The sequence below is a fragment of the Flavobacterium sp. genome, assembly GCF_044377315.1.
Classification (GTDB): Bacteria; Bacteroidota; Bacteroidia; order Flavobacteriales; family Flavobacteriaceae; genus Flavobacterium.
This window is the reverse complement of record NZ_JBILJG010000001.1, coordinates 95380-119674: the sequence shown is the minus strand read 5'-3', so window position 1 is coordinate 119674 and position 24295 is coordinate 95380. Positions and strand designations below refer to the sequence as shown.

Here is a 24295-nt window from a genome sequence, read left to right as displayed (position 1 = left end):
TATTTGGATTAAAAAAAAACGAAAGTAAGCAAAATTATCCAAAAAGTTCACTTGCAACATCTTCAATTTTTGAAACCAATCGCACTTTGATGAGGGTGTTTTTTACCGTTACTTTATTGTATTTGGATACAAAAATGGTAGCAAAACCTAGTTTTTCGGCTTCTAGGATGCGTTGGTCAACACGATTTACAGGTCTAATTTCGCCTGAAAGTCCGACTTCGCCAGCAAAACAAAAATCTTTCCCAACAGGAATATCTTCGTTGGAAGACAAAATAGCGGCTACAACTGCCAAATCAATTGCTGGATCATCTACTGAAATGCCGCCCGTTACATTCAAAAAAACGTCTTTTGTCCCAAGTCGAAAACCCGCTCTTTTTTCTAAAACTGCCAAAATCATGTTCAGTCTTTTGGCATTATAACCAGTTGTGCTTCTTTGTGGTGTTCCGTAAACTGCCGTACTCACTAAAGCTTGAATCTCTATCATTAGCGGGCGCATTCCTTCAAGTGTAGAAGCAATTGCCGTTCCCGAAAGTTCTTCTTCCTTATGAGAAATCAATATTTCAGATGGATTGGAAACTTCTCTTAATCCGGAACCTAGCATTTCGTATATTCCCAATTCGGCAGTTGACCCAAAACGGTTTTTTAACGAACGTAAAATTCTATAAACATGGTTTCTATCACCTTCAAATTGTAAAACGGTATCTACCATGTGTTCCAAAATTTTTGGACCAGCAATAGTGCCATCTTTAGTAATATGACCAATTAGAATTACCGGTATATTGGTTTCTTTGGCAAACTTTATTAGTTCAGCCGTTGTTTCTCTTATTTGCGAGATGCTTCCTGGAGATGCTTCAATATATTCGGTATGAAGTGTTTGAATAGAATCAATTATGACGATTTCAGGTTCAATTTCCTGAATTTGTTTGAAAATATTTTGTGTTTTAGTTTCGGTAAGAATATAGCAGTTATCACTTTTAGAGGTGATTCTTTCGGCTCGCATTTTTATCTGTTTTTGGCTTTCTTCGCCCGAAACATATAGCGTTTTATAAGGTAACTGTAACGAAATTTGAAGCAAAAGTGTGCTCTTTCCAATGCCAGGTTCACCACCTAATAAGATTAATGAGCCCGGTACAATTCCGCCACCAAGAACACGGTTTAATTCGCCATCGCATGTATCCATTCTGATTTCTTGAGCAGAATCGATTTCGTTAATTTTTAATGGTTTTGGCGCTTTTTTAGATTCTGGAGAACTTGGTTTCCATGAAACTTTTTCTTCTTTTTGAATAATTTCTTCGGCAATAGTATTCCACTCTTTACACGAATTGCATTGCCCTTGCCAGCGAGCATATTGAGCACCGCAGTTTTGACAGAAAAAAGAAGTTTTTACTTTAGACATAAAATTTACTGTTCTTTGTATTCGTATATTTTATTCATCATCATTTCTTTAGTCAAATCACCAATAGGTTCTTTTGAATAGGCGTCTTTGTAAAATTTTTTTGCTCTCTCTAGTAATCCAATTTTCTCATTCATAACTCCTAAATAATAGTCAGACAACATACTTTTAGGATATACCTTTTTTGCGTAAGCTGCTAAATTTTCAAACTCTTGTAGATTACTAGTTATTAATATTCCTCGTTCAATTGCCTTGAAATCTGTTAATCGAACAGCTATTTTTATAGAAAATAATTTATCTAACATCTCATACTTATTGATTAAATAAGTAGTTTGATTTTCAGTCATTGGAGCAATTTTCTCTAGAAACTCAGATGGAGAAATTGGTCTGTAAAATGAAAAAATATGATACAATGCGCTTGGAATAGAACTCAAAACCATAGAGTAATGAGACTGATTATTAAATTCATCAAATTTATAATACAAAGTAGGTTTGTTTAACACTTTTACTTGCTCATCAAGAAGCTTAATTTTTTCTTGCATTTGCTTAATATCACTATCACAAACAGATTGGTAATAGAAAATAGGTTTTTCAACAAGCTGTAATCGATCTGGAACTTGTTCTTCCATCCCAACAGGCAGTTCTGGACTCATAGAAATGTAGGCATCAAAAACAGGATTGTCTTTATAAAGGAAAAAGTTGGCAAAAGCAGCCGTTATGTCATGACCTGCAATAATTTTGAATGGCGCAACTCTATATTTTTTGGTAATATAAGGCATTAATTCCATTCCAATAAAATCAAAAAAGTGATTTCCTTTGCCTATTGGCAAACCAGTTGCTTCTTCGGTTTGACAGTCGGTATCTCTTTCGTGATTGTAATTTTGAGTGATTCCAACAACAATAACTTCTGGAAAATCTTCAAAATAGGTTCCATAATTTAAAACTCCTAAAAATGGATCCATTAAATAATCACCATCTAATAACAAAACCAACGGAAATTTTTTCTTAGAATCTTTTGTATAAGATGGCGGCAAGCTAATGGTAATTTCTCTTACTTCGCCGAGTCGGGCAGATGTGAAAGTTTCAACTTCTTTTTGAGAAAAAGTTGGCAATACAAATAATAAAACAAAAAATAAGACTAGTTTTTTCATGAATTGTGACATTAGTAAGGCACGCAATCGACGGCAAGATATATTTTATTTATTTCTATTTAAAATTGGTAATAATAAAAACGATAAAATCCCCGAAAATATCGTTAAAACAGTTTGTGATGTCCAAACTAACCACCCAAAAGCCGTGCCAATATCATTAGAAATTCCGTAAAGTGAAAATAGTAACGCAATTGAAACCGGATATGCACCCAATCCTCCATTTGAAAATCCAATAGCAAGACTCCCAAAAATAAATCCCATTATAATTATGTCAAAACTAATAACGGAAGTTTCTTGTAAGGCAAAAACGGCAACATAAAACATGGCTAAATAACAAAACCAAATGAAAAATGAATGAAAAAGATAATACCATTTATTTTTCATTTCAAGCACAGTTCTCATACCTTGTATTAAACCTTCAAACTTCTTTTTAAGTTTTACAATTATTTTCCACTCAGCATATATCCAAATTAATAGAAACACAACGCCAAGTATAAATAATGCAATTGAAAAAAGAATAATTGATTGAAAAGAAATAGTTTTGGTTATAAGAAATTGATGTAGGGTTTCAAATTGAAAAACAACCCCAATTATAACAAATAGTAAAAAAATTAGTAAATCTACAATTCTTTCAGCAACAATGGTTCCAAAAGCTTTGTCAAAAGGTATTTCTTCGTATTTTTTTATCAACGCTGCTCTAGAAATTTCACCTGAACGTGGGACTGTCAAATTAACAAAATAAGATACTAAAACAGTCAAAAAGTTATTGTAAAATTTAGGGTAATAGCCTAAGTGATTTAGTGCAAATTTCCAACGATAGGCTCTTGACCAATGCCCAATCATTGCAATAATCAAGGAAATAAAAACATATAAATAATTAGCTTTTTGAAAACTAACTTTTATTTTTTCTATTTCTTCAAACGTCAAAGTTGTATATTGATAATACACAATTGTTATTCCAATAAGCAACGGAATAATTAGGGTCAACCATTTACGTAATTGATTTTTCAAAAGATTTTTAAGTCAGAGTGTTATCGTTCTCATTTGGAAAAACCAACCAAGGTTTGAAGGTTTTAGCTTCTTCAAAATCTAAAGTTGCATACGAAATAATAATAATAATATCTCCTTTATGAACTTTTCTGGCAGCTGGACCATTAAGTGTAATCTCACCAGAATTTTTTTGCCCTTTAATGGCATATGTTTCAAAACGTTCTCCGTTATTGATATTTACAATAGAAACTTTTTCTCCTTCTATTAAGTTAGATGCTTCCATCAAAACCTCGTCAATAGTAATACTTCCAATGTAATTTAAATCGGCGCCCGTTACTTTTACTCGGTGAATTTTAGATTTTACAACTTGAATTTGCATGTGGCAAAGTTAATTAATTTAATGAAATAGTATCAATCAATCGGATTTTGTTAACAAAAACGGCTATAAACGCACGGTATTTCTTTTTTTTAGATTTTTTTATGCATGTTAAAAGCCTTTCTTCATCAGCAATTTGAAAATATTCCAATTCAAACTCTTTATTGTTTTCGAACTTCTTTACAACCCAATCTGAAACTTCTTTTGCAGTTTTCGTGCCAAATTTAATTTTTGCCTCTAACAATATTTTATAAATGATACTCGCATGTTCTTTTTGAGAAGGCATAAGTCTTTCATTTCTTGAACTCATTGCCAATCCGTTAGCCTCCCTATATATTGGGCAACCTATTACTTTTACAGGTAATTTTTGTTTGCTCACCATTTTTTTTACAATCTGTAATTGTTGAAAATCTTTTTCGCCAAAATAAGCTTTTTGAGGTTTTACAATTTCAAAAAGGCGTTTTACAATCGTTCCAACACCGTCAAAATGTCCTGGTCTAAACTTTCCTTCCATTTGATTTTCTAATCCGTCAAAATCAAAATTTTGTGAAACTGTATTTCCATTATATACATCTTCAACAGTTGGAGCATAAATAATTATTTCTTTAGAAAGTGCTTTTATTTTTTCAACATCTGAATTGAGTGTTCTTGGGTATTTTGCTAAATCTTCGGGGTTGTTAAACTGCGTAGGATTTACAAAAATACTAATAACTGTAATGCCATTATTATTCATAGATTCCTCTAACAATGAAAGATGACCTTTATGCAATGCTCCCATGGTTGGAACAAATCCAACAGAAGAATTTTCACTTGCAATTTCCTTTAAATGGCTAGATAAAGCCACTTGATTATTGAAAATAAACATCTATAATTTATTAAAATAAGATGCAAACTTAAGATTTTTAGTTACTATCTGCATAAATTTTTGTAATTTTGCATCACTTTATTGTCAATAATAAACGTAAAATTTAAATATGGAAGATAAGAGGATATTGTACGTGTCATCTGAAGTGGTTCCTTACCTTTCTGAAAATGAGGTTTCTACGATGTCTTATGATGTGCCAAAAATGATTAATGATCAAGGAGGACAAATAAGAATTTTCATGCCTAGATATGGAAATATTAATGAAAGAAGACATCAGTTACATGAAGTTATTCGCTTGTCGGGTATGAATTTGGTGGTAAATGACTTAGATATGCCTTTAATCATCAAGGTTGCTTCAATTCCGAGAGAGCGAATTCAAGTATATTTCATTGATAACGACGAATATTTTAAGAGAAAAGCTACTTTTACTGATGAAGAGGGTGTTTTATTTCCCGATAACGATGAGCGCGCTATATTTTTTGCAAAAGGTGTTGTAGAAACTGTAAAAAAACTAAATTGGGTTCCAGATATTATTCATGTACATGGATGGATGGCAGCTTTGCTTCCAGTTTACATGAAATATTTTTACAAAGACGAAGCTCTATTTGCAAATACAAAAATTGTTACTTCGGTTTACAAACAATCTTTTGATGGAAATTTAGATATAGAGTTGATGAATAAAGTTTCTTTTGACGGTATTCCGGCAGAAGCAATAAAAGACTTAGAAACGCCTAATTATGAAAACATTATAAAAGCTTCGATAGTACATTCGGATGCTGTTATTGTTGCATCAGAAGCTCTTTCGCCAAGTTTAACAAAATTTATAGAATCTTCAAAAAAACCTTTTTTACCTTTCGCTTCGAAAGATAAATTCGCTGAAGCATATACTGATTTTTACAAAAAAATGCTTCTTTAAAACTATTTTTTAAAATTATATATGAATAAGTTTCCTGTTTTTAAATCCCTATTAGTAGCTTTTGGTTTTATACTTGTTCTGTCTTGCGACAAAGATTTTAACGAGATAGGAGCAAACCTTGTTGGTGATGATAGTTTTATTTTTGAGAGAAGTGATGATTTTACAGTTAAATGCTTCAATCAATTTGATGAGGTGGTTCAAACAGATAATTTGCCAATAAATAGTCTAGGGGTTTATGAGCATGATTCATTTGGCACTTCAATATCAAGCTTTGTAACTCAATTAGAAATCCCTTCAACTAATGGCGTGTTAAATGCTCCAATGCCTACCGAAGCTATTATTGATGAAGTTATACTTTCGGTTCCATATTTTAGTAAGTTAAATAGTGGCTCAACCGATGCTTATACTCTCGATTCAATATCAGGAAATGGAAAAATAAAATTGAGTATTTACGAAACAACTAAATTTCTTGAATCACTGGAAGGAAATAGTATTGAAAACAAAAAATATTATTCTGATCAATTAAATGATTTTTCTTCATTAGTTGCAGGAAATATATTAAATGATTCACAGACCCTTTCTGAAAACTCCGAATTTATATTTAGTAACACTCAACAAACAGAGGTAGTGTTAGAACAAGTAACTAATAACAACGTAACTACTACAGCTGAAAAAACAAACGTTGTTTCGCCAAGAATGAAACTTAAATTAAATAAAAATCATTTTCAAAATAAACTTGTTGGTACTATACCTGCTTCAAAAATGATTTCAAATTCAGTTTTTAAAGAATATTTTAGAGGGTTATTATTTAAAGTTGAACAATTTGAAAACGAAAAATCGTTAGCTCAATTGGATTTTTCAAAAGGTAGAATAATTATATACTATAAATTACTTGAAACTGATGCTGTAAGAAAAATTTTTACTCTAAATTTAGCTGGAAATAGAGTGAATTTTTACAATAATTCATATACTGCAACCGGACTTCCAACAAGTTCTTCTCCTGTTGAAACAACCAATAATCTTTATTTAAAAGGAGGAGCAGGTTTTCATTCGTATATAGATCTATTCGGAACGGCAAATGCACACGGAGAAGTTGAAAGAATTGATGGTGTTAAAGCTAAACTAGATGAAATTAAAGCCAATAGATGGATAATTAACGAAGCAAATATAGTCTTTACAGCAACAGACAATAAAACACATAAAGAAAGGCCTAATAGATTATATCTTTTCGATGCAAAAAATAAAAGACCTCTAATTGATTATTTGACCGATCCTTCTGCGAGTGCTTCAAAACCTAAATATAATAAAATTACTCATAGCGGAATAAAGTACCTTGAAAATGGTTTAACAAAATATAAAATTAGAATTACCAATCATATAAAAAATATCGTTAATAAAGACTCAACTATTGTTAGGTTAGGGCTTGTAATCACCGAAGATATTAACAACGTAAGAAATCAATTTTTAAAAAACGTTGCTTCTGATAAATATTACAATCGCATTCCAACATCTTCGGTTATAAATCCATTAGGTACAATATTATACGGAAGTGATACAAGTATTGAAGAGTCTAAAAGAGTAAAACTTGAAATTTTTTATACAAAACCTAATTAATATACCTAAATTATGTGTGGAATTGTTGGATATATCGGTTACAGAGAAGCTTTCCCAATTGTAATAAAAGGTCTAAAAAGACTTGAATACAGAGGATATGATAGCGCAGGAATAATGCTTTATGATGGAAAAGATATGAAACTTGCCAAAACCAAAGGTAAAGTATCTGATCTTGAAGAAAAAGCTAAAGAAATTGACCAAAGTGGAACAATAGGAATGGGACATACTCGTTGGGCAACTCATGGGGTGCCAAATGATGTGAATTCGCACCCACATGTTTCAAATTCAGGTGAAATATCAATTATTCACAACGGAATTATTGAAAATTATGCGCCGCTTAAAAAAGAATTAGAAAAAAGAGGTTACACTTTCAAATCTGACACCGATACAGAAGTTCTTGTAAATTTAATAGAAGATGTTCAGAAAAAAGATAATTTAAAGCTTGGAAAAGCAGTACAAGTTGCCTTAAACCAAGTAGTTGGAGCTTATGCTATTTGTGTTTTTGACAAAAAGAAACCAAATGAAATTGTAGTTGCAAGATTAGGAAGTCCATTGGCAATTGGTGTTGGTGAAAATGAATACTTTATTGCATCAGATGCATCTCCTTTTATTGAATACACTTCAAATGCAATTTATTTAGAAGATGAAGAAATGGCAATTGTTAGACAAAACAAACCATTAAAAATTAGAAAAATAAAAGACGATTCACTTGTAGATCCATACGTTCAGGAACTTCAAATGAATTTAGAGCAAATAGAAAAAGGTGGTTATGATCACTTTATGCTTAAAGAAATTTACGAGCAACCAACCGTTATCAAAGATACTTATAGAGGAAGATTACTTGCAAATAAAGGAATTATCCAAATGGCAGGGATTGAAGATAATATTGAAAAGTTTCTTAATGCAGATAGAATATTAATTATTGCTTGCGGAACTTCATGGCATGCTGGTTTGGTAGCAGAATATACCATTGAAGAGTTTGCCAGAATTCCTGTTGAAGTTGAATATGCATCAGAATTTAGATATAGAAATCCTATAATTACTAGTAAAGATGTTGTAATTGCAATTTCACAATCAGGAGAAACTGCAGATACACTTGCCGCAATAAAATTAGCGAAAGAAAAAGGTGCTTTTGTTTTTGGAGTATGTAACGTGGTTGGTTCCTCAATTTCTCGTGAAACACATGCTGGTGCTTACACACACGCTGGTCCAGAAATTGGAGTTGCTTCAACAAAAGCATTTACAACACAAATTACAGTCTTAACAATGATTGCATTGCGTCTTGCTAAAGCAAAAGGAACACTTTCTAATTCAGATTTCCATAGATATTTACAAGAATTAGAAGCAATTCCAGAAAAGGTAGAAGAAACACTTTTAACAAACGATGTTGCTCTTGAAATTGCAAAAGTTTTTAAAGATGTACCAAACGCATTATACTTAGGTCGTGGATTTAATTTCCCTGTTGCACTTGAAGGCGCATTAAAGTTAAAAGAGATTTCATATATCCACGCAGAAGGTTATCCTGCGGCCGAAATGAAACATGGTCCCATAGCGCTTATAGATGAACACATGCCTGTTTTTGTTGTAGCTCCTAAACATGGGCATTATGACAAAGTGGTAAGTAACATTCAAGAAATTAAATCTAGAAGCGGAAAAATAATTGCTATAATTACTAAAGGTGATACCGAAGTAAAATCATTAGCAGATTACTCAATTGAAATTCCAGATACTGCAGAAGCATTGACTCCTTTACTAACAACAATTCCTTTGCAATTGTTATCTTACCATATCGCAGTTTTAAGAGGTTGTAATGTAGATCAACCTAGAAATTTAGCAAAGTCTGTTACGGTGGAATAAAAAAAATAGTACAAAATTCAATAAAGGCGGTTTTAATAAACCGCCTTTATTGTTTACATTCACGAAAACGATATAGTCGCAATTTTTGAAGATATTATAAATTTTTATAATTTTAATAGGCATGCATAATATTTATCTCAAATAAATTTAAAAAAATTCAAATTTAATGTAAAAGAAAGAAAATTTAGAATAAACAAAATACATCAAAATAAACTAATAAATATTAAATTTATTGAAGCTTTTTTTATTAATATCAAAAATATTTGTAATTTGGCACGATAAACTAACAAAACCCTAACTAATGAATTTAAAGTTATTTACCCTATCTTTTTTGTTTTGTGGAGTAATTTACGCACAAGAAGATCCTAAAAAAACGGAGTCTGAGCAACCAAAAGAGCTTGATGAAATAGTAATTTCAGCTTCAAGAACTCCCGAGAGAGTTAAAGAATCTCCTGTAACTATTGAAAGAATGTCTATTAGAGACATCAAAAAAACAGCATCACCAAGTTTTTATGATGGTTTAGAAAACCTAAAAGAAGTACACATGAACACTAGTAGTTTATCGTTTAAGTCGATAAACACTCGTGGTTTTGCAACTGTTGCCAATACTAGATTTATGCAGCTTGTTGATGGAATGGATAATTCATCTCCATTATTGAACTTCGTTTTAGGAAACTTAATTGGTATTTCTGAAATTGATGTTCAAAGCGTAGAATTGTTACCTGGCGCATCTTCTGCTTTATATGGAGCAAATGCTTTTAATGGTATTTTGTTTATGAATAGCAAGAGTCCATTTACAAGTCAAGGAATCACCGCATATGCAAAATATGGTAATACAAGCCAAAAAGCCGCAGGAAGCAATGATTTTTATGATTATGGTGTTCGTATAGCTCATGCTTTCTCACCAAAATTTGCTGCAAAAGCCAACTTCACTTTTATGAAAGGAACCGATTGGTATGCCACAAATTATGATGATAAAACGGTAGCAGGAAGAACTAGAAGTCATTATGGTTATAATGGAGTAAATACATACGGTGACGAAGCTTCAACTGTTTTACCTATTGGTGCAAATGAAGCTGTTTCTAGAACTGGTTATAATGAAACAGATTTGACAGATAATTTAGTAAAAAACACAAAAGTAGATTTTTCATTACACTACAAGCCTTGGGCTGGTGATACCGAATTAATCTGGCAAAGTAAATTTGGTAGTGGAAACACAGTTTACCAAGGTGCAAATAGATATTACCTTAATAATTTTACAATGCAACAGCATAAATTAGAATTAAAAGGAAAAAATTTCTTCATTAGAGGATACACTACTACCGAAGATGGCGGTCGTTCTTATGACATGACTTTTACAGCATTAAATATAAATAGACAAGCAAAATCAGACGCAAACTGGTTTAAAGATTACGCTACCGCATATACATTAGCCTCTACTATAGGTGGGGTACCAACTAGTGATGACGCTCATTCTATTGCAAGAAATTTTGCCGATTATAACGTTACAGCTGGATTGCCTTTAACGCCAAATGGTTTACCAAGATTTGAGCCTGGCTCACCACAATTTAAAGAAGCCTTTAAAAAAGTAACTGCAGATGCAGATGTTAGAACAGGTTCAAGATTACAAGATAATTCTAGAATTTGGCATTCTGATGCAAATTATAATTTTAAAGACATAGTAAAATTTGCTGAAATTCAAGTTGGTGGTTCTTATAGATTATACGAATTAAATTCAGGCGGTAGAATTTATACTGATGCTAATAGCCAAATTAATTATAATGAATATGGCGCATATACTCAAGTTCAAAAGAAACTATTAGACGATCGTTTAAAATTTACTGGATCTATGCGTTATGATAAAGCCCAAAATTTTGACGGAAATGTTTCTCCAAGAATATCGGCTGTTTACTCTGCAGGAACAAATAAAGATCATAATTTTAGAGCATCTTTTCAAACAGGATTTCGTAATCCAACAACTCAAGACCAGTATATTGGTTTTAACGTAGGTAATGCTGTGTTAATAGGTTCTGCGCCAGATAACTTAGATCGTTTTTCAGAAGTTTTAAATATAGCTCCGGGCGTTGGACAGATTTATGCAAGCGGAAATCCATTGGCGCCAGTTTCAAACGCTACCCTGACTGGTCAAAACGCCTACTTCAACTCGTATACTTCTGCTTCTGTAACTGAATTTGGAAAATTTGCAGCTGCAAATCCTGGAAATACACCCGGAGCAGCCGCTCTTTTAAGAAAAACAAATGTTGATTATGTGAAACCAGAAACTGTAAAAGCTATCGAATTAGGATATAGAGGATCAATAAAAGGATTTAATATAGACTTAAATGGTTACTATAATATTTATAATGACTTTATTGGTAATTTAACCGTAATTGCTCCATTATATGGAAAAGCAAGTGATAGTTTTGACTTTACTCAAGGTGCTACAGATGCAGTTCCTTATTTAAGCAATCCTGCCGTTCAATCACTTAATGCATTATCAACAGGAAACTTTAGAGCTTATCAATTATACACAAATACTGATATCGAGATAAATTCTTTTGGTTTTGGAGCAGGAATTTCTAAAAAAGTATATAAAGACTTTGAACTAAGTGGTAATTATAACTATGCAGAATTTGATTTTGATCAATCAAAAGACCCTAGCTTTGAAGCAGGATTTAACACTCCTAAACATAGAATAAAAGGTTCAATAAGTAATGATAAATTATTCCCAAATTTTGGATTTAACCTAAGTGCAAGATGGAATGATGAATATAAATGGGAATCAACTTTTGCTGATGGTATGATAGATGCTGCAACTGTAATTGATGCACAAATAAGCTATACCGTTTCAAAATTAAAATCCACTATAAAACTTGGTGCAACTAATCTTGGTGGAAGAGAATATATACAAGTTTTGGGAGCAGGTGCTATTGGTCAACAATATTTTGCTTCATGGACAATCAATCCTTAATTAATTTTAAAAAAATATAATATTTTATAAATATGATAAAAAATTTCAAATGGCTATTTTTGGTTGCAGCAACCTTTATAGCATGTGAGAGTGATGATAAAACAACAGCCGTAGTTGAAGAACCACTAACTGCAGGTAGTGCAAATTTTACTAAATTTGTCGCTTTGGGTAATTCACTTACAGCAGGATTTAGTGATAATGCACTATTTATCGAAGGGCAGAAAGGATCATACACAAACATACTAGCGCAACAATTTGCAAAAGTTGGAGGTGGGGAATTTAAAATTCCATTTATGGCGGATAATGTTGGAGGATTATTATTTGGCGGTGCAGCAAACCCTAGATTTGGACGAAGATTATATTTTAATGGAGCAGGACCAGTTCCTGTTTCTGGAACATCAACAACTGAAGTTTTTGCTCCAAATACTGGAGGTCCTTATAATAACATGGGTGTTCCAGGCGCTAAAAGCTATCATTTACTATTTGATGGATATGGAAATCCTGCAAACTTAGCTTTAGGGTTAGCAAACCCATATTTTGTTCGTTTTGCTTCAGCCCCAAACAAATCTATATTACAAGATGCAATGGCGCAAGAACCAACTTTTTTCTCTTTATGGATAGGTAATAATGATGTGTTAGGATATGCAACTGCAGGCGGAGTAACAACTGCTCAAGATCCAATTAATGGTGGAGACATAACACCCCCAAGTGGTGCGCCAGGCGTTGGTTTTGATGGTACATATGGGGCTTTAGTAACAACTTTAACATCTGGTGGTGCTAAAGGTGTTGTAGCAAATATTCCTTATGTTAGTTCAATTCCTTTTTTCACTACTGTAGCTTATAATGCTGCAACATTACCTCTTGCTAATGCAACTGCTTTAAATACAGCTTACAACGCTTATAATATTGGCATTGCCGGAGCTCCAATTTCTGCTGAAGAAAAAGCCAAAAGAACTATAACATTTGTTGAAGGTAAAAATGCTTTAGTTATTATAGATGAGGCATTATCTAATTTAGGGCCTACTGTTCCAAAAATGAGAATGGCAACTAGTAAAGATTTAATCCTCTTAAGTTCGGGTGGAGTTTCTGCTCAAGTACATATTGCTGCTGGAAATGGAATTACTTCTCCTCTTGCAGATAATTGGGTATTAACAGAAGCTGAAAATTTAGAAATTAAAACTGCAGTTGACGCATATAATGCAACTATTGAAACACTTGCCACTTCAAAAGGTTTAGCATTTTTTGATGCTAAAAAATTAATGTCTCAAGTAGCTACTACTGGTGTTTCTTCTAATGGTTACACTGTAAGATCGACGTATGTTACAGGTGGTGGTTTTTCAATGGACGGAGTACACCCTTCTCCTAGAGGATATGCTTTGATTGCTAATGCATTTATGGATGCCATAAACAAAAAATATGGTTCTAACTTGAAACCTGTAGATATTAGTAAATATAGAGTTCAGTTTCCTTCAAGTTTATAAGAAGCGTTTTATAACAAAATTAAAAACCGTCTAGTTATTATTACTAGACGGTTTTTTTAATAATTTTAAATTCTATTTATTCAAGCTCATATTCTAAACGAACAGTAATTCTAGCGGTTTTATTTTTGCTATAAGTGTCAAAATTTCCACCATAGCTATCATCTTCTGTTGAACCTTGACCTGTTATTTGAAAAACACCCATACTTGCGTTTTTAAGCTTTCCTAAATCGCCATCTGCAGTATTTACAATCTTATTAGCTCTTTCACTAGCATCTTTTGTCGCTTTTTCAATTAAACTCTGTTTCAAACTCGGCAAATCTGAATAAGTATATTGAATAGAATTTGAAGATAACTCAATACCAGAATTAATCAATTCAGAAGTTTTACTAGAAACAGCTTCAATTCGCTTCATCAAATCAGGGTTTTTCTTTGCAGAAAATGAAATGGTTTGAGTTGCCTCATATCCATCAAAAACTTGTTCATATTTGTTATTATAGGCATTCTCCCCATTTTCTATTCTTACTTCTCTAAAACGTTTGTTAAACTGAACTGCTCCAAAAGAAAATTCATTTGGATTAAATCCCTTTTTAACAAAAAACTCGGATACAATCTTTTGATCGGAAATCATCTTGTTATACGATTCTTTAATGTCAAAACTCTTCGTCGTAAAACTTCCTGACCAAAGAATTTCGTCAGAAACAAAATCTTTTGTACCTAAACCAATTACCGAAATCGAATCTAAATTCTCATTTCTGTTTTTAAAAGCCATTCCTAAAATAAAAGCTGTAATTATTACGGCTAATCCAATAATAATTGATGATTTAACTTTGTTGTCTTCCATAATTTTATTTGTTTTTATTTTAAATATAGCACAATAAATGTACCAATAAGGCATTAATTTTTATTTCTTTTTTCAGCAAAAAAACGTCTCATTAAATTGGCTGCTTCTTCAGCTAAAACTCCAGAAATAACGGTAGTTTTGGGATGTAACTGCGTTCCTAATTTTTGATAACCACGCTGGTCATCTCTTGCACCAAAAACAATTTTAGAAATCTGACTCCAATACAATGCACCAGCACACATTTGACAAGGTTCAAGCGTAACATACAAAGTACAGTTTTTAAGATATTTGCCACCTATAAAATTGGCTGCTGCTGTTATCGATTGCATTTCGGCATGAGCAGTTACATCATTGAGCATTTCGGTTAAGTTATGGCTTCGGGCAATCACTTTATTGTCGACTACAATAATGGCGCCAACGGGAATTTCACCCTTTTCAAAAGCGATTTCGGCTTCTTGCAAAGCTTTTTTCATAAAATACTCGTCGGTGAAAATGTTTTCCATTACACAAAAATAGGAATTCAATTTGTACATTTGCTACATGTCAGAAAATTTACTTCAACATATTGTTTCTCCAACCGATTTGCGAAAATTGGAAATTCCTCAATTACCTCAAGTAGCAAAGGAATTGCGCGATTTTATTATTGATGTTGTTTCCAAAAAAGAAGGTCATTTGGGTGCGAGTCTTGGCGTTGTTGAACTAACTATTGCACTTCATTATGTTTTTAATACTCCTGAAGATTTATTGGTTTGGGATGTTGGCCATCAAGCATACGGACATAAAATTTTAACCGAAAGAAAAGAAAAATTTCATACCAATCGTCAACTTGGTGGCATTTCTGGATTTCCAAAACGTAGCGAAAGTATTTATGATACTTTTGGCGTTGGACATTCTTCAACTTCGATTTCGGCGGCGTTAGGAATGGCGATTGCTTCGCAACTCAAAGGCGAAAACAAACATCATATTGCGGTAATTGGCGATGCTTCTATTGCAAGCGGAATGGCTTTTGAAGGATTGAATCATGCTGGTGTAACTGATGCCAATTTACTCGTGATTTTGAATGACAATGCTATCGGAATTGACCCAAGTGTTGGTGCTTTAAAGAATTATTTAACGTCGGTTAAAGAAGGAAAAAATCCGAAGCAGAACAACATGATTAAGTCTCTGAATTTCGATTATTCAGGTCCAATTGACGGTCATGATTTACTAAAATTGATTTCGGAATTAGAACGCCTCAAAAAGGTAAAAGGGCCAAAATTTCTTCATGTAATTACTACCAAAGGAAAAGGGTTGCAACTGGCAGAAGAAGACCAGGTAAAGTATCATGCACCTGGAAAATTTGATGCCAAAACAGGTGAAATCCATCCTAAATCGGAAGAAAATTTACCAATGAAATTTCAAGATGTTTTTGGGTTAACTTTGGTTGAATTGGCCGAAAAAAATCCAAAAATTATCGGCATTACACCCGCTATGCCTAGTGGAAGTTCGTTAAAGTTTATGATGGAAAAATTTCCCCAAAGAGCTTTTGATGTTGGAATTGCCGAACAACATGCGGTTACCTTAGCGGCTGGAATGGCAACGCAAGGAATGGTGGTTTTTTGCAATATTTACTCCACTTTTTTACAACGCGCTTACGACCAAGTAATTCATGATGTGGCTTTACAGAATTTACCCGTTATTTTCTGTTTAGACAGAGCTGGTTTGGTTGGTGAAGATGGAGCAACGCATCACGGCGTGTTTGATTTGGCTTTTTTAAGATGTATTCCTAACATGATTATTTATGCGCCAAAAGACGAAATTGATTTGCGAAATATTTTGTACACGGCTTCTTTGGGATTGAAACATCCTATTGCTATACGTTATCCGCGTGGTAGAGGAAAGATAGAAGATGGAAGATGGAAGATGGAAGAAAGCAAATTTTTGAATATTGAAATTGGAAAAGCGCATTTGTTGAAAAAGGGAACAAAAGTGGCGGTTTTATCTACTGGATTTATTGGGAATAATGTTAGTTTGGCTTTGGATAAAATGAAAAATCTTAATGTTATTGCGCATTATGATTTTGGATTTGTAAAGCCACTTGATACTGTTTTATTGGGTGAAATTTGTAAAACCTTTTCTACGATTATCACTATTGAAGATGGCGCTATAAAAGGCGGATTTGGCTCGGCGATAATTGAATTTGCTTCTGAAAATAATTTTAAAAACACTATCCAAACACTTGGTATTCCTGATGCTTTTATGGAACATGGAACGGTTGATGAATTGCAAAAGATTTGTAAAATTGATGTTGAAAGTTTGGTAGAAATTTTTGAAAAACAACTATGAAAATTAGTATTTTAGGTTGCGGTTGGTTGGGTTTTCCTTTGGCTAAATCATTAATAGAAAAAGGTTTTTTGGTTAGAGGTTCAACAACTTCTGAGGGTAAACTTTCTATTTTTTCAACTGTTGGGATTCTTCCTTATTTAATTTCTGTTAGTGAAAATGAAATTGTTGGCGACTTCAATGCTTTTTTAGAGAATTCTGAAATTTTAATTATTGATTTTCCACCGAAATTAAGAGGCGGTTTCTCAGAAAGTTTTGTTTCAAAAATTAAAAATCTTATTCCCTTGATTGAAAAATCAACTGTTAAGAAAGTCCTTTTTGTTAGTTCGACTTCGGTTTATGCAGATTCTAATTCTGAAATAACTGAAATAACTGAAAACACAAAACCTCAACCCGAAACCGAATCTGGCAAACAACTTTTAGAATCAGAAAGATTGCTGTTTTCTAACTCAAATTTTCAAACTACTGTTGTTCGATTTGGTGGACTTATTGGCGAAGATAGACATCCTATTAAAATGCTTTCCGGTAGGAAAAACATCGAAAATCCTGATGCTCCGATTAATCTTATTCATCAAAAAGATTGTATCGGAATTATTGAAGCTATTATTTCTAAAGGAATTTATGCTGAAATTTTCAATGCTGTTACTCCATTTCATCCTACAAGAAAAGAGTATTACACGCAAAAAGCAATGGAACTAAAGTTGCCGTTACCTGAATTTGAAACTTCAAAACCATCTGTTGGCAAATTGATTTTGAGTAAAAAAACAGAAAATATTTTAGGTTATCAATTTAAAGAAAATCAACTATGAGTTATAATGACATTGTGGGAACGATTGGTGTTGGGATTATTCTGATTGCCTATTTCATGAACATTTTTTCTTTTATAAAAAAGGACGGTGTTCTGTTTTATGTTATGAATATCATGGGTGCTTCAATTGCTTGCTATGCTTCTATTCTTATCAACTATTTACCTTTTATAATCCTAGAAGCCACTTGGGCAATGGTGAGTGTTTTTGGATTGGTTAAGGTTTTTAAAAAGAATGGTTAAATGATTTTATATTGTTTTCAGCTTGCGCGAGCTTCTAGCTTTTGACAACAATCAAATTCATCAATAAAATAGCATATTTTGTATAAAACAATTTTCAAAAAAAGTAATTCTATTTATTATTTTAGGACTGTGTCGTAAAATGTTAAAAACCTGATATTTAATAGTGTCAGGTTTTTTTATTTGAATAAAAAGAGTATTTTTACAAGACTAATCCAATACTTATGAAAAAAATAATCTACATTAATCTGCTATTATTATTGAATGTTTCAATAGCGCAAACACTTACAATTCAATCATTTGCAACGGGACTTTCTGGCGCGGTTGATATAGCACATCCGTCAGGAGACGAAAGACTCTTCGTTGTGCAACAAGCAGGTCAAATAAGAATTGTAAACACTAACGGAACTATAAATGCAACGCCGTTTATAAATCTCTCTTCTCTTGTAGTTTCTGGTGGTGAACAAGGGCTTTTAGGATTGGCTTTTCATCCAAATTATGCAACAAATGGGCTATTTTTTGTTAACTATACGCGTGCATCCGATGGAGCAACTGTTATTGCTAGATATAATGTAAGTGCTGGAAACCCAAATGTGGCTAATACGGCTGGAACTGTTTTGATGACCATAGCACAACCTTTTGCAAACCATAATGGTGGATGCATCCGTTTTGGCTCAGATGGATATTTATATATCGGAATGGGCGATGGCGGAAGTGGCGGCGATCCTGGAAACAGAGCTCAAAATATCACTAATAATTTAGGCAAAATGCTTCGCATTGATGTTGATAATCCTGTTGCACCACTCAATTACGGAATTCCACCAACAAATCCTTATGTTGGAATTACCGGCAACGATGAAATTTGGGCAACAGGCGTTAGAAATCCGTGGAAGTTTTCTTTTAATCGATTAAATGGCGATTTATGGATTGCCGATGTGGGTCAAGATGCTGCAGAAGAAATAAATAAAGTTTCAAGCCCTATTCCAGCAGGTTTAAATTTTGGATGGAGATGTTACGAAGGTAATGTGCCCTTCAATACTACTGGCTGTCCAGCTATTGGAACTTTGACAATGCCTTTTGCACAATATTCTCATTCTGATGGTTGCTCCATAACAGGCGGTTATCTTTATACAGGAAGTCTTTATCCAAACCTTCTAAACAAATACGTTTTTGCTGATTACTGTCGAAATAGATTAGGTATTGTAGACGAATCTGGAGTTATTAGTTACACATCAAATTTTACTGGTTCAAATAATTTTACAACTTTTGGAGAAGATAAAAACGGAGAATTATATGTGGCAAAAAGTAGCACTATTTACAAAATTGTTGATATATCCTTATCAAATTCCAATTTTGAAAAAGCTGGATATTCCATTTTCCCTAATCCTGCCAATGATGAATTCTTTATCAAAAAGTTAAATGGTTTTTCAACTTTAAAGGTAACTGTTTTTGATGTTTCAGGAAAAATGTTGCTTTCTCAATCTGTTGAAAATGAAAGTAATAAAATAGCAACATCTGTATTATCTTCTGGAATATATTTGCTAAAAATTGAAGATAAATCAGGGGCTTTTTATACTACTAAACTTGTAATTGAATAAATTATACTAATAAATACTACTATTTAACTCTGTCAAAGTTCAAAATTTTGACAGAGTTATTTTTTTAAAAATTAAGGAGCAGGATTAGGAATTAAAGCTTGAATTCTATCAATCTCGTTTAAAATTTCATCTGATAAAATCACTTCAAACGCATCAATATTTTCTTTTAATTGTTCGAGCGAAGTGGCGCCTATAATAGTTGAGGTTACAAACGATTGTTGGTGTACAAAAGCTTCTGCCAATTGAACCAAAGTCAATCCATTTGCTTCTGCTAATTCTTTATATAATTGAGTTGCTTTTGTTGTGTTTTCACCCGTATATCTCGTGAATTGAGGAAATTTTGCCATTCTAAAGGTTGGTTTAACTTCTCCCAAATATTTTCCAGATAAAACCCCAAATCCAAGCGGTGAATAAGCTAGTAATCCAACCTTTTCGCGCATGCAAATTTCTGATAAACCAACTTCAAAAAGTCTATTTAATAACGAATATGGATTTTGAATTGTAGCAATTCGTGGTAAATTATGTTTTTCACTTTCATGAAGAAAACGCATAACACCATAAGGATTTTCATTTGAAACACCAATATGTTTTATTTTTCCTTCTTTGATTAATTCTTCATAAACCGTAAGCACTTCAAAAAAATTGTCTTGCCAATTAGTATCAATTTTTGTTAATCCGCGTTGACCAAACATATTCATAACACGTTCTGGCCAATGCATTTGATACAAATCAATATAATCCGTTTGAAGATTTTTTAAACTTAAATTAACAGCTTCATGTATGTTTTTTTTAGAAAAATCAAGTGGTTTTCTTATGTAATCCATTCCACGATTCGGACCAGCAATTTTTGTAGCAATTACTAAATTTTCTCTTTGCGAACTCACTTTTTTTAGCCAAGTCCCAATATGTCTTTCAGTACTTCCAAAAATATGTTTGTTTCCACCTATGGGATACATTTCGGCTGTATCAATAAAATTTATGCCACGTTCAAAAGCATAATCTAACTGAGAATGTGCTTCGGTTTCTGAATTTTGATTACCAAAAGTCATTGTGCCAAGGCAAATTTTGCTAATTTTTATATTGGTATTTGGTAGAAAAGTATAATTCATGCGTAGCTAATTTTCTATTGCAAAAATAGCTTTTTGAGATGATTACACATAAAAAAAGTCCGTTTAAAATAACTTTAAACGGACTTTTAACATATGTTGATTCCTTATTTTCCTTTATTGGCTTCCGAAACATATTTTTCTAATGCCATTGTCATAGAAGGTGTTTCTGGTGTTGGAGCGAGAATATCAATTCTCAACCCATGTTCAAGCGCTTCTTTTTGAGTTGTACTTCCAAAAACGGCAATTCTCGTATCGTTTTGTTTAAAATCAGGGAAATTTTTGAACAATGATTTTATTCCAGTTGGACTGAAAAACGCTAAAACATCATAGTAAACATCTGCTAAATCAGACAAATCACTCATTACAGTTTTGTAAAAAGTTCCGGGTGTCCAATCTACTTTCAAATTGTTTAATGTTTGCGGAATATCAGCATTTAATTGGTCTGAAGATGGTAAAAGATATTTTTCTTCTTTATATTTTTTGAACAACGTTGACATATCTACAAAGTCTTTTTGACCTACATAAATTTTACGTTTTCTATACACCACATATTTTTGAAGATAAAATGCAATAGCTTCCGACTGGCAAAAATATTTTAATCCTTCGGGTACTTTATAACGCATTTCTTCCGCCACTCTAAAAAAGTGATCTACAGAATTCTTGCTCGTTAAAATTATAGCGGTATAATTATTTAAATCTATCTTTTGAAGTCTGACGTCTTTAACATTTACGCCCTCAACATGTATAAAAGGTCTAAAATCAACTTTTACTTTATGCTTATTTTGCAAATCAAAGTAGGGAGAATTTTCTACTTTAGGCTCTGGTTGCGAAACCAAAATTGTTTTGACTTTCATATATTACTTTTTGTAACTAACTTTTTGTAAACCAATGGAACATGAAATAGTAGGGTGCAATTTCAAGTGCGCAAAGATACAAAATAAAATAAAACAACTTACGAAATAGTAAATTTTGATAATTTTTTAAAGAAATAAAATAATTTATAAAATTTAGTATCAAAAAAATACCAATTATTAAAAAAATTAGAGTTTTTGATGTGTATTTGCTATAAAATAAAATAATATCAAGAGGCAAAATTAGTAATCCAATGTATGTTCTGTAGTTGACTTTCTGTAAATTATATTGCTCAACGAACTCTTCAATGTTAAATGATGTCGCTATAATTTTTTCTATCAAATATTTAGAAAGCACAAAAACCAATAAAAAAGTAATGATTTGAATAAACACAATCCAATCATTTTTAGACACATAGCCTAAGTTATGTAATACAAGTTGAATGAAAAATGCCAACGAAATCATATTAATAATAAACATTATTACAGTAAAGGCACTCATCAAATTATTGGTATCTCGATAAATTTTATTGTATTTATCCGAAAATAGCAGTTTCATAAAATCATAAAAACGATTTCCATAAGCTGATTTCGTAATTGCAACCATTGTTAGAGCAATCACGAAAAGAATCGTTGCCCAGTCTTTGTTTTCAATTACTCTTGGATGAAAAACAGTTTCAATCATAACGGTGTAAAATTACTAATTTTTATTGTTTATCAATCAATTTCAAATTTCAAATTGAATAAAAATTGCTCTCAACATTCGATTATTATAATTTTATTATGAATCAACAATAATAAAAAGTTTATTTTTGTCTCAAATTTCTATTTCAAAATGAGCGATTGCATTGTCATAATTCCAACTTACAACGAGATTGAAAACATTGAAAGTATTGTTAGAGCAACACTTACCTTGCATAAGGATTTTCATGTGTTGATCATTGATGATAATTCGCCAGATCATACTGCCCAAAAAGTGCAGGAATTACTACAAGAGTTTCAAGGCAAACTTTTTCTTGAAAAAAGGGCAAAAAAAGCGGGTTTAGGAACCGCATATGTACATGGTTTTAAATGGGCTTTAAAACATAAGTACCAGTATATTTTTGAAATGGACGCTGATTTTTCCCACAACCCCAATGATTTAGAAAAATTATACAATGCGTGCCATCTAGGGGATGCTGATTTAGCCATTGGTTCAAGGTATGTAACAGGTGTAAATGTTGTTAACTGGCCATTAAGCAGAGTTTTGATGTCCTATTTTGCATCGGTTTATGTAAAAATGATTACAGGAATGAAAATTCACGACGCCACTGCAGGATTTGTTTGCTACAAAAGAATTGTTCTAGAAAGTATAAATCTCGATAAAATAAAGTTTATAGGTTATGCTTTTCAAATAGAAATGAAATACCGAACATTTGCCAAAAGTTTTCAAATAGTTGAGGTCCCCATTATTTTTACAGATAGAACCAAAGGCCAATCTAAAATGAGCAGTGCTATTTTTAAAGAAGCAGTTTTAGGTGTTATTTCGTTGCGAATTAGAAAGTTTTTTAACCGATTATAAACGTTAAAAAAATGAATAAGATAGTAATAAAAAATGCCAAGATAGTTAACGAAGGAACTATTTTTGAAGGTGATGTTTTAATTGAAAATGAAATTATTACTGAAATTGCCTACCAAATAAGTCCTAAGCCAGGAGTAGAAATTATTGATGCCGAAGGAAATTATCTTATTCCAGGCGCTATTGATGATCAAGTACATTTTAGAGAGCCAGGATTGACACACAAAGCCGATATCGCTTCAGAATCTCGTGCGGCTGTTGCTGGAGGGATTACTTCATTTATTGAGCAACCTAACACTGTTCCAAATGCGGTTACGCAAGAACTTCTTGAGGAAAAATACCAAATTGCAGCCGAAAAATCATATGCCAATTATTCGTTTATGATGGGTGCTACCAACAATAATTTGGAAGAAGTTTTAAAAACCAATCCCAAAAATGTTGCTGGAATCAAAATATTTTTAGGTTCTTCAACCGGAAATATGTTGGTTGATAATGAAGCCGTTTTAGAAAAAATATTCTTAAGTACACCAATGCTTATTGCCGTTCATTGTGAAGATGAAACGACTATAAAAAACAATTTAGAATTATATAATAAGCAATACGGAGAAGATATTCCGGTTGATGTTCATCATTTGATAAGAAGTGAAGAAGCATGTTATTTATCTTCGTCAAGAGCTATTGCTTTGGCTAAAAAAACGGGAGCAAGATTACATGTGTTTCATCTTTCGACAGCAAAAGAAATGGAGTTGTTTACTAATAAAATTCCGCTTGAAGAGAAGAAAATTACTGCTGAAGTTTGTATACATCATCTTTGGTTTACTAATGAAGATTATGCAACAAGAGGCAATTATATCAAATGGAATCCAGCAGTAAAAACCGAAAATGATAGAAATGCACTTTGGGAAGCATTACTCGATGATAGAATTGACGTTATTGCCACCGACCACGCACCACATACAATTAAAGAAAAACAACAATCATATTTAAAAGCACCTTCTGGAGGACCATTAGTGCAACATGCTATTGTGGCTATGTTTGAGAATTACCATAAAGGCAAAATTTCAATTGAAAAAATCGTTGAAAAAATGGCCCATAATCCTGCAAAAATCTTTAAAATTGAAAAGAGAGGCTTTATAAAAGTAGGTTTTTATGCCGATTTGGTGATTGTAAATGCTAATTCGCCGTGGAGTGTAAAGAAAGAAAATATTTTGGCTAAATGTGGTTGGTCACCATTTGAAGGAATCAATTTTAAATCAAGAATTACGCATACTTTTGTAAATGGAAATTTGGTTTATTTTAACGCTAAAGTAAAAGATATTCGTTGCGGAAAACGTTTACTTTTTGATAGATAATAATT

Annotated in this window: 21 protein-coding genes; 11 read left to right on the top strand and 10 right to left on the bottom strand. The window is 32.4% G+C overall.

Annotated elements, in window-relative coordinates:
- Nucleotides 1-34: 34 nt before the first annotated feature.
- Genes radA through panC form a run of 5 tightly spaced genes read right to left on the bottom strand, consistent with a single transcriptional unit; the run spans nt 35 to nt 4775 of the window.
- Entirely contained in the window at nt 35-1396 is a 1362-nt protein-coding gene (gene radA, locus ACIQ66_RS00565; protein ID WP_396210870.1) for a DNA repair protein RadA, read from the bottom strand.
- Between the two features lie 5 nt (nt 1397-1401).
- Nucleotides 1402-2544, bottom strand: a complete 1143-nt coding sequence (locus ACIQ66_RS00560) for an alpha/beta hydrolase (protein WP_396210869.1) — start codon at nt 2542-2544, stop codon at nt 1402-1404.
- A gap of 45 nt (nt 2545-2589) precedes the next feature.
- Complete coding sequence (locus ACIQ66_RS00555; protein WP_396210868.1) at nt 2590-3555, bottom strand: YbhN family protein; 966 nt, start codon at nt 3553-3555, stop codon at nt 2590-2592.
- Nucleotides 3556-3562: 7 nt separating this feature from the next.
- On the bottom strand, nt 3563-3913 hold the full coding sequence (gene panD, locus ACIQ66_RS00550) for an aspartate 1-decarboxylase (protein WP_396210867.1): 351 nt from the start codon (nt 3911-3913) through the stop codon (nt 3563-3565).
- A 13-nt stretch (nt 3914-3926) separates the two neighbouring features.
- Nucleotides 3927-4775 carry a pantoate--beta-alanine ligase gene (panC, locus tag ACIQ66_RS00545; protein WP_396210866.1) on the bottom strand — a complete coding sequence of 283 codons (849 nt, stop codon included), beginning with the start codon at nt 4773-4775 and terminating at the stop codon, nt 3927-3929.
- 109 nt (nt 4776-4884) lie between these two features.
- Between panC and ACIQ66_RS00540 the strand changes: the two genes are divergently transcribed.
- The 5 genes from ACIQ66_RS00540 (at nt 4885) to ACIQ66_RS00520 (ending at nt 13614) form a co-directional block, all read left to right on the top strand.
- Entirely contained in the window at nt 4885-5691 is an 807-nt protein-coding gene (locus ACIQ66_RS00540; RefSeq protein ID WP_396210865.1) for a glycogen/starch synthase, read from the top strand.
- 21 nt (nt 5692-5712) lie between these two features.
- Nucleotides 5713-7305, top strand: a complete 1593-nt coding sequence (locus tag ACIQ66_RS00535) for a DUF4270 domain-containing protein (RefSeq protein ID WP_396210864.1) — start codon at nt 5713-5715, stop codon at nt 7303-7305.
- A 12-nt stretch (nt 7306-7317) separates the two neighbouring features.
- The gene (gene glmS / locus ACIQ66_RS00530; protein ID WP_396210863.1) at nt 7318-9162 is read left to right on the top strand and encodes a glutamine--fructose-6-phosphate transaminase (isomerizing); all 1845 of its coding nucleotides are present in this window, start codon (nt 7318-7320) and stop codon (nt 9160-9162) included.
- Between the two features lie 301 nt (nt 9163-9463).
- Nucleotides 9464-12133: a TonB-dependent receptor domain-containing protein gene (locus ACIQ66_RS00525; protein ID WP_396210862.1), complete on the top strand. Its 2670-nt coding sequence runs from the start codon at nt 9464-9466 to the stop codon at nt 12131-12133.
- Between the two features lie 32 nt (nt 12134-12165).
- Entirely contained in the window at nt 12166-13614 is a 1449-nt protein-coding gene (locus tag ACIQ66_RS00520; protein ID WP_396210861.1) for a G-D-S-L family lipolytic protein, read from the top strand.
- Nucleotides 13615-13690: 76 nt separating this feature from the next.
- On the opposite strand, the gene ACIQ66_RS00515 is transcribed toward ACIQ66_RS00520, so the two are convergent.
- On the bottom strand, nt 13691-14455 hold the full coding sequence (locus ACIQ66_RS00515) for an SIMPL domain-containing protein (protein WP_396210860.1): 765 nt from the start codon (nt 14453-14455) through the stop codon (nt 13691-13693).
- Nucleotides 14456-14508: 53 nt separating this feature from the next.
- On the bottom strand, nt 14509-14958 hold the full coding sequence (locus ACIQ66_RS00510; RefSeq protein ID WP_396210859.1) for a nucleoside deaminase: 450 nt from the start codon (nt 14956-14958) through the stop codon (nt 14509-14511).
- Between the two features lie 37 nt (nt 14959-14995).
- On the opposite strand from ACIQ66_RS00510, the gene ACIQ66_RS00505 reads away from it, so the two are divergent.
- The 4 genes from ACIQ66_RS00505 to ACIQ66_RS00490 all read left to right on the top strand — a co-directional run bounded on the left by ACIQ66_RS00505 (nt 14996) and on the right by ACIQ66_RS00490 (nt 19420).
- Nucleotides 14996-16780: a 1-deoxy-D-xylulose-5-phosphate synthase gene (locus ACIQ66_RS00505; RefSeq protein WP_396210858.1), complete on the top strand. Its 1785-nt coding sequence runs from the start codon at nt 14996-14998 to the stop codon at nt 16778-16780.
- Nucleotides 16777-17586, top strand: coding sequence for an SDR family NAD(P)-dependent oxidoreductase (locus ACIQ66_RS00500; protein WP_396210857.1), 810 nt, complete (start codon nt 16777-16779; stop codon nt 17584-17586). The genes ACIQ66_RS00505 and ACIQ66_RS00500 overlap by 4 nt, the downstream gene beginning before the upstream one ends.
- Nucleotides 17583-17825, top strand: coding sequence for a hypothetical protein (locus tag ACIQ66_RS00495; protein ID WP_396210856.1), 243 nt, complete (start codon nt 17583-17585; stop codon nt 17823-17825). The genes ACIQ66_RS00500 and ACIQ66_RS00495 overlap by 4 nt, the downstream gene beginning before the upstream one ends.
- Nucleotides 17826-18046: 221 nt before the next feature.
- A complete protein-coding gene (locus ACIQ66_RS00490; protein WP_396210855.1) occupies nt 18047-19420 on the top strand; it encodes a PQQ-dependent sugar dehydrogenase in 1374 nt (457 codons plus the stop codon).
- Between the two features lie 71 nt (nt 19421-19491).
- Here ACIQ66_RS00490 and ACIQ66_RS00485 read toward each other — a convergent pair whose 3' ends face one another.
- The 3 genes from ACIQ66_RS00485 to ACIQ66_RS00475 all read right to left on the bottom strand — a co-directional run bounded on the left by ACIQ66_RS00485 (nt 19492) and on the right by ACIQ66_RS00475 (nt 22065).
- A complete protein-coding gene (locus tag ACIQ66_RS00485; RefSeq protein WP_396210854.1) occupies nt 19492-20529 on the bottom strand; it encodes an aldo/keto reductase in 1038 nt (345 codons plus the stop codon).
- A 104-nt stretch (nt 20530-20633) separates the two neighbouring features.
- Nucleotides 20634-21383 (bottom strand): uroporphyrinogen-III synthase, encoded by a 750-nt coding sequence (locus ACIQ66_RS00480; RefSeq protein ID WP_396210853.1) that lies wholly within the window; start codon nt 21381-21383, stop codon nt 20634-20636.
- Between the two features lie 16 nt (nt 21384-21399).
- On the bottom strand, nt 21400-22065 hold the full coding sequence (locus tag ACIQ66_RS00475) for a DUF4271 domain-containing protein (RefSeq protein ID WP_396210852.1): 666 nt from the start codon (nt 22063-22065) through the stop codon (nt 21400-21402).
- Between the two features lie 150 nt (nt 22066-22215).
- Here ACIQ66_RS00475 and ACIQ66_RS00470 point away from each other — a divergent pair, with 150 nt between their 5' ends.
- Together ACIQ66_RS00470 and ACIQ66_RS00465 are read left to right on the top strand one after the other, a co-directional pair.
- Entirely contained in the window at nt 22216-22941 is a 726-nt protein-coding gene (locus ACIQ66_RS00470) for a polyprenol monophosphomannose synthase (protein ID WP_396210851.1), read from the top strand.
- A gap of 11 nt (nt 22942-22952) precedes the next feature.
- Nucleotides 22953-24290: a dihydroorotase gene (locus tag ACIQ66_RS00465; protein WP_396210850.1), complete on the top strand. Its 1338-nt coding sequence runs from the start codon at nt 22953-22955 to the stop codon at nt 24288-24290.
- The last annotated feature ends 5 nt before the right edge of the window (nt 24291-24295 follow it).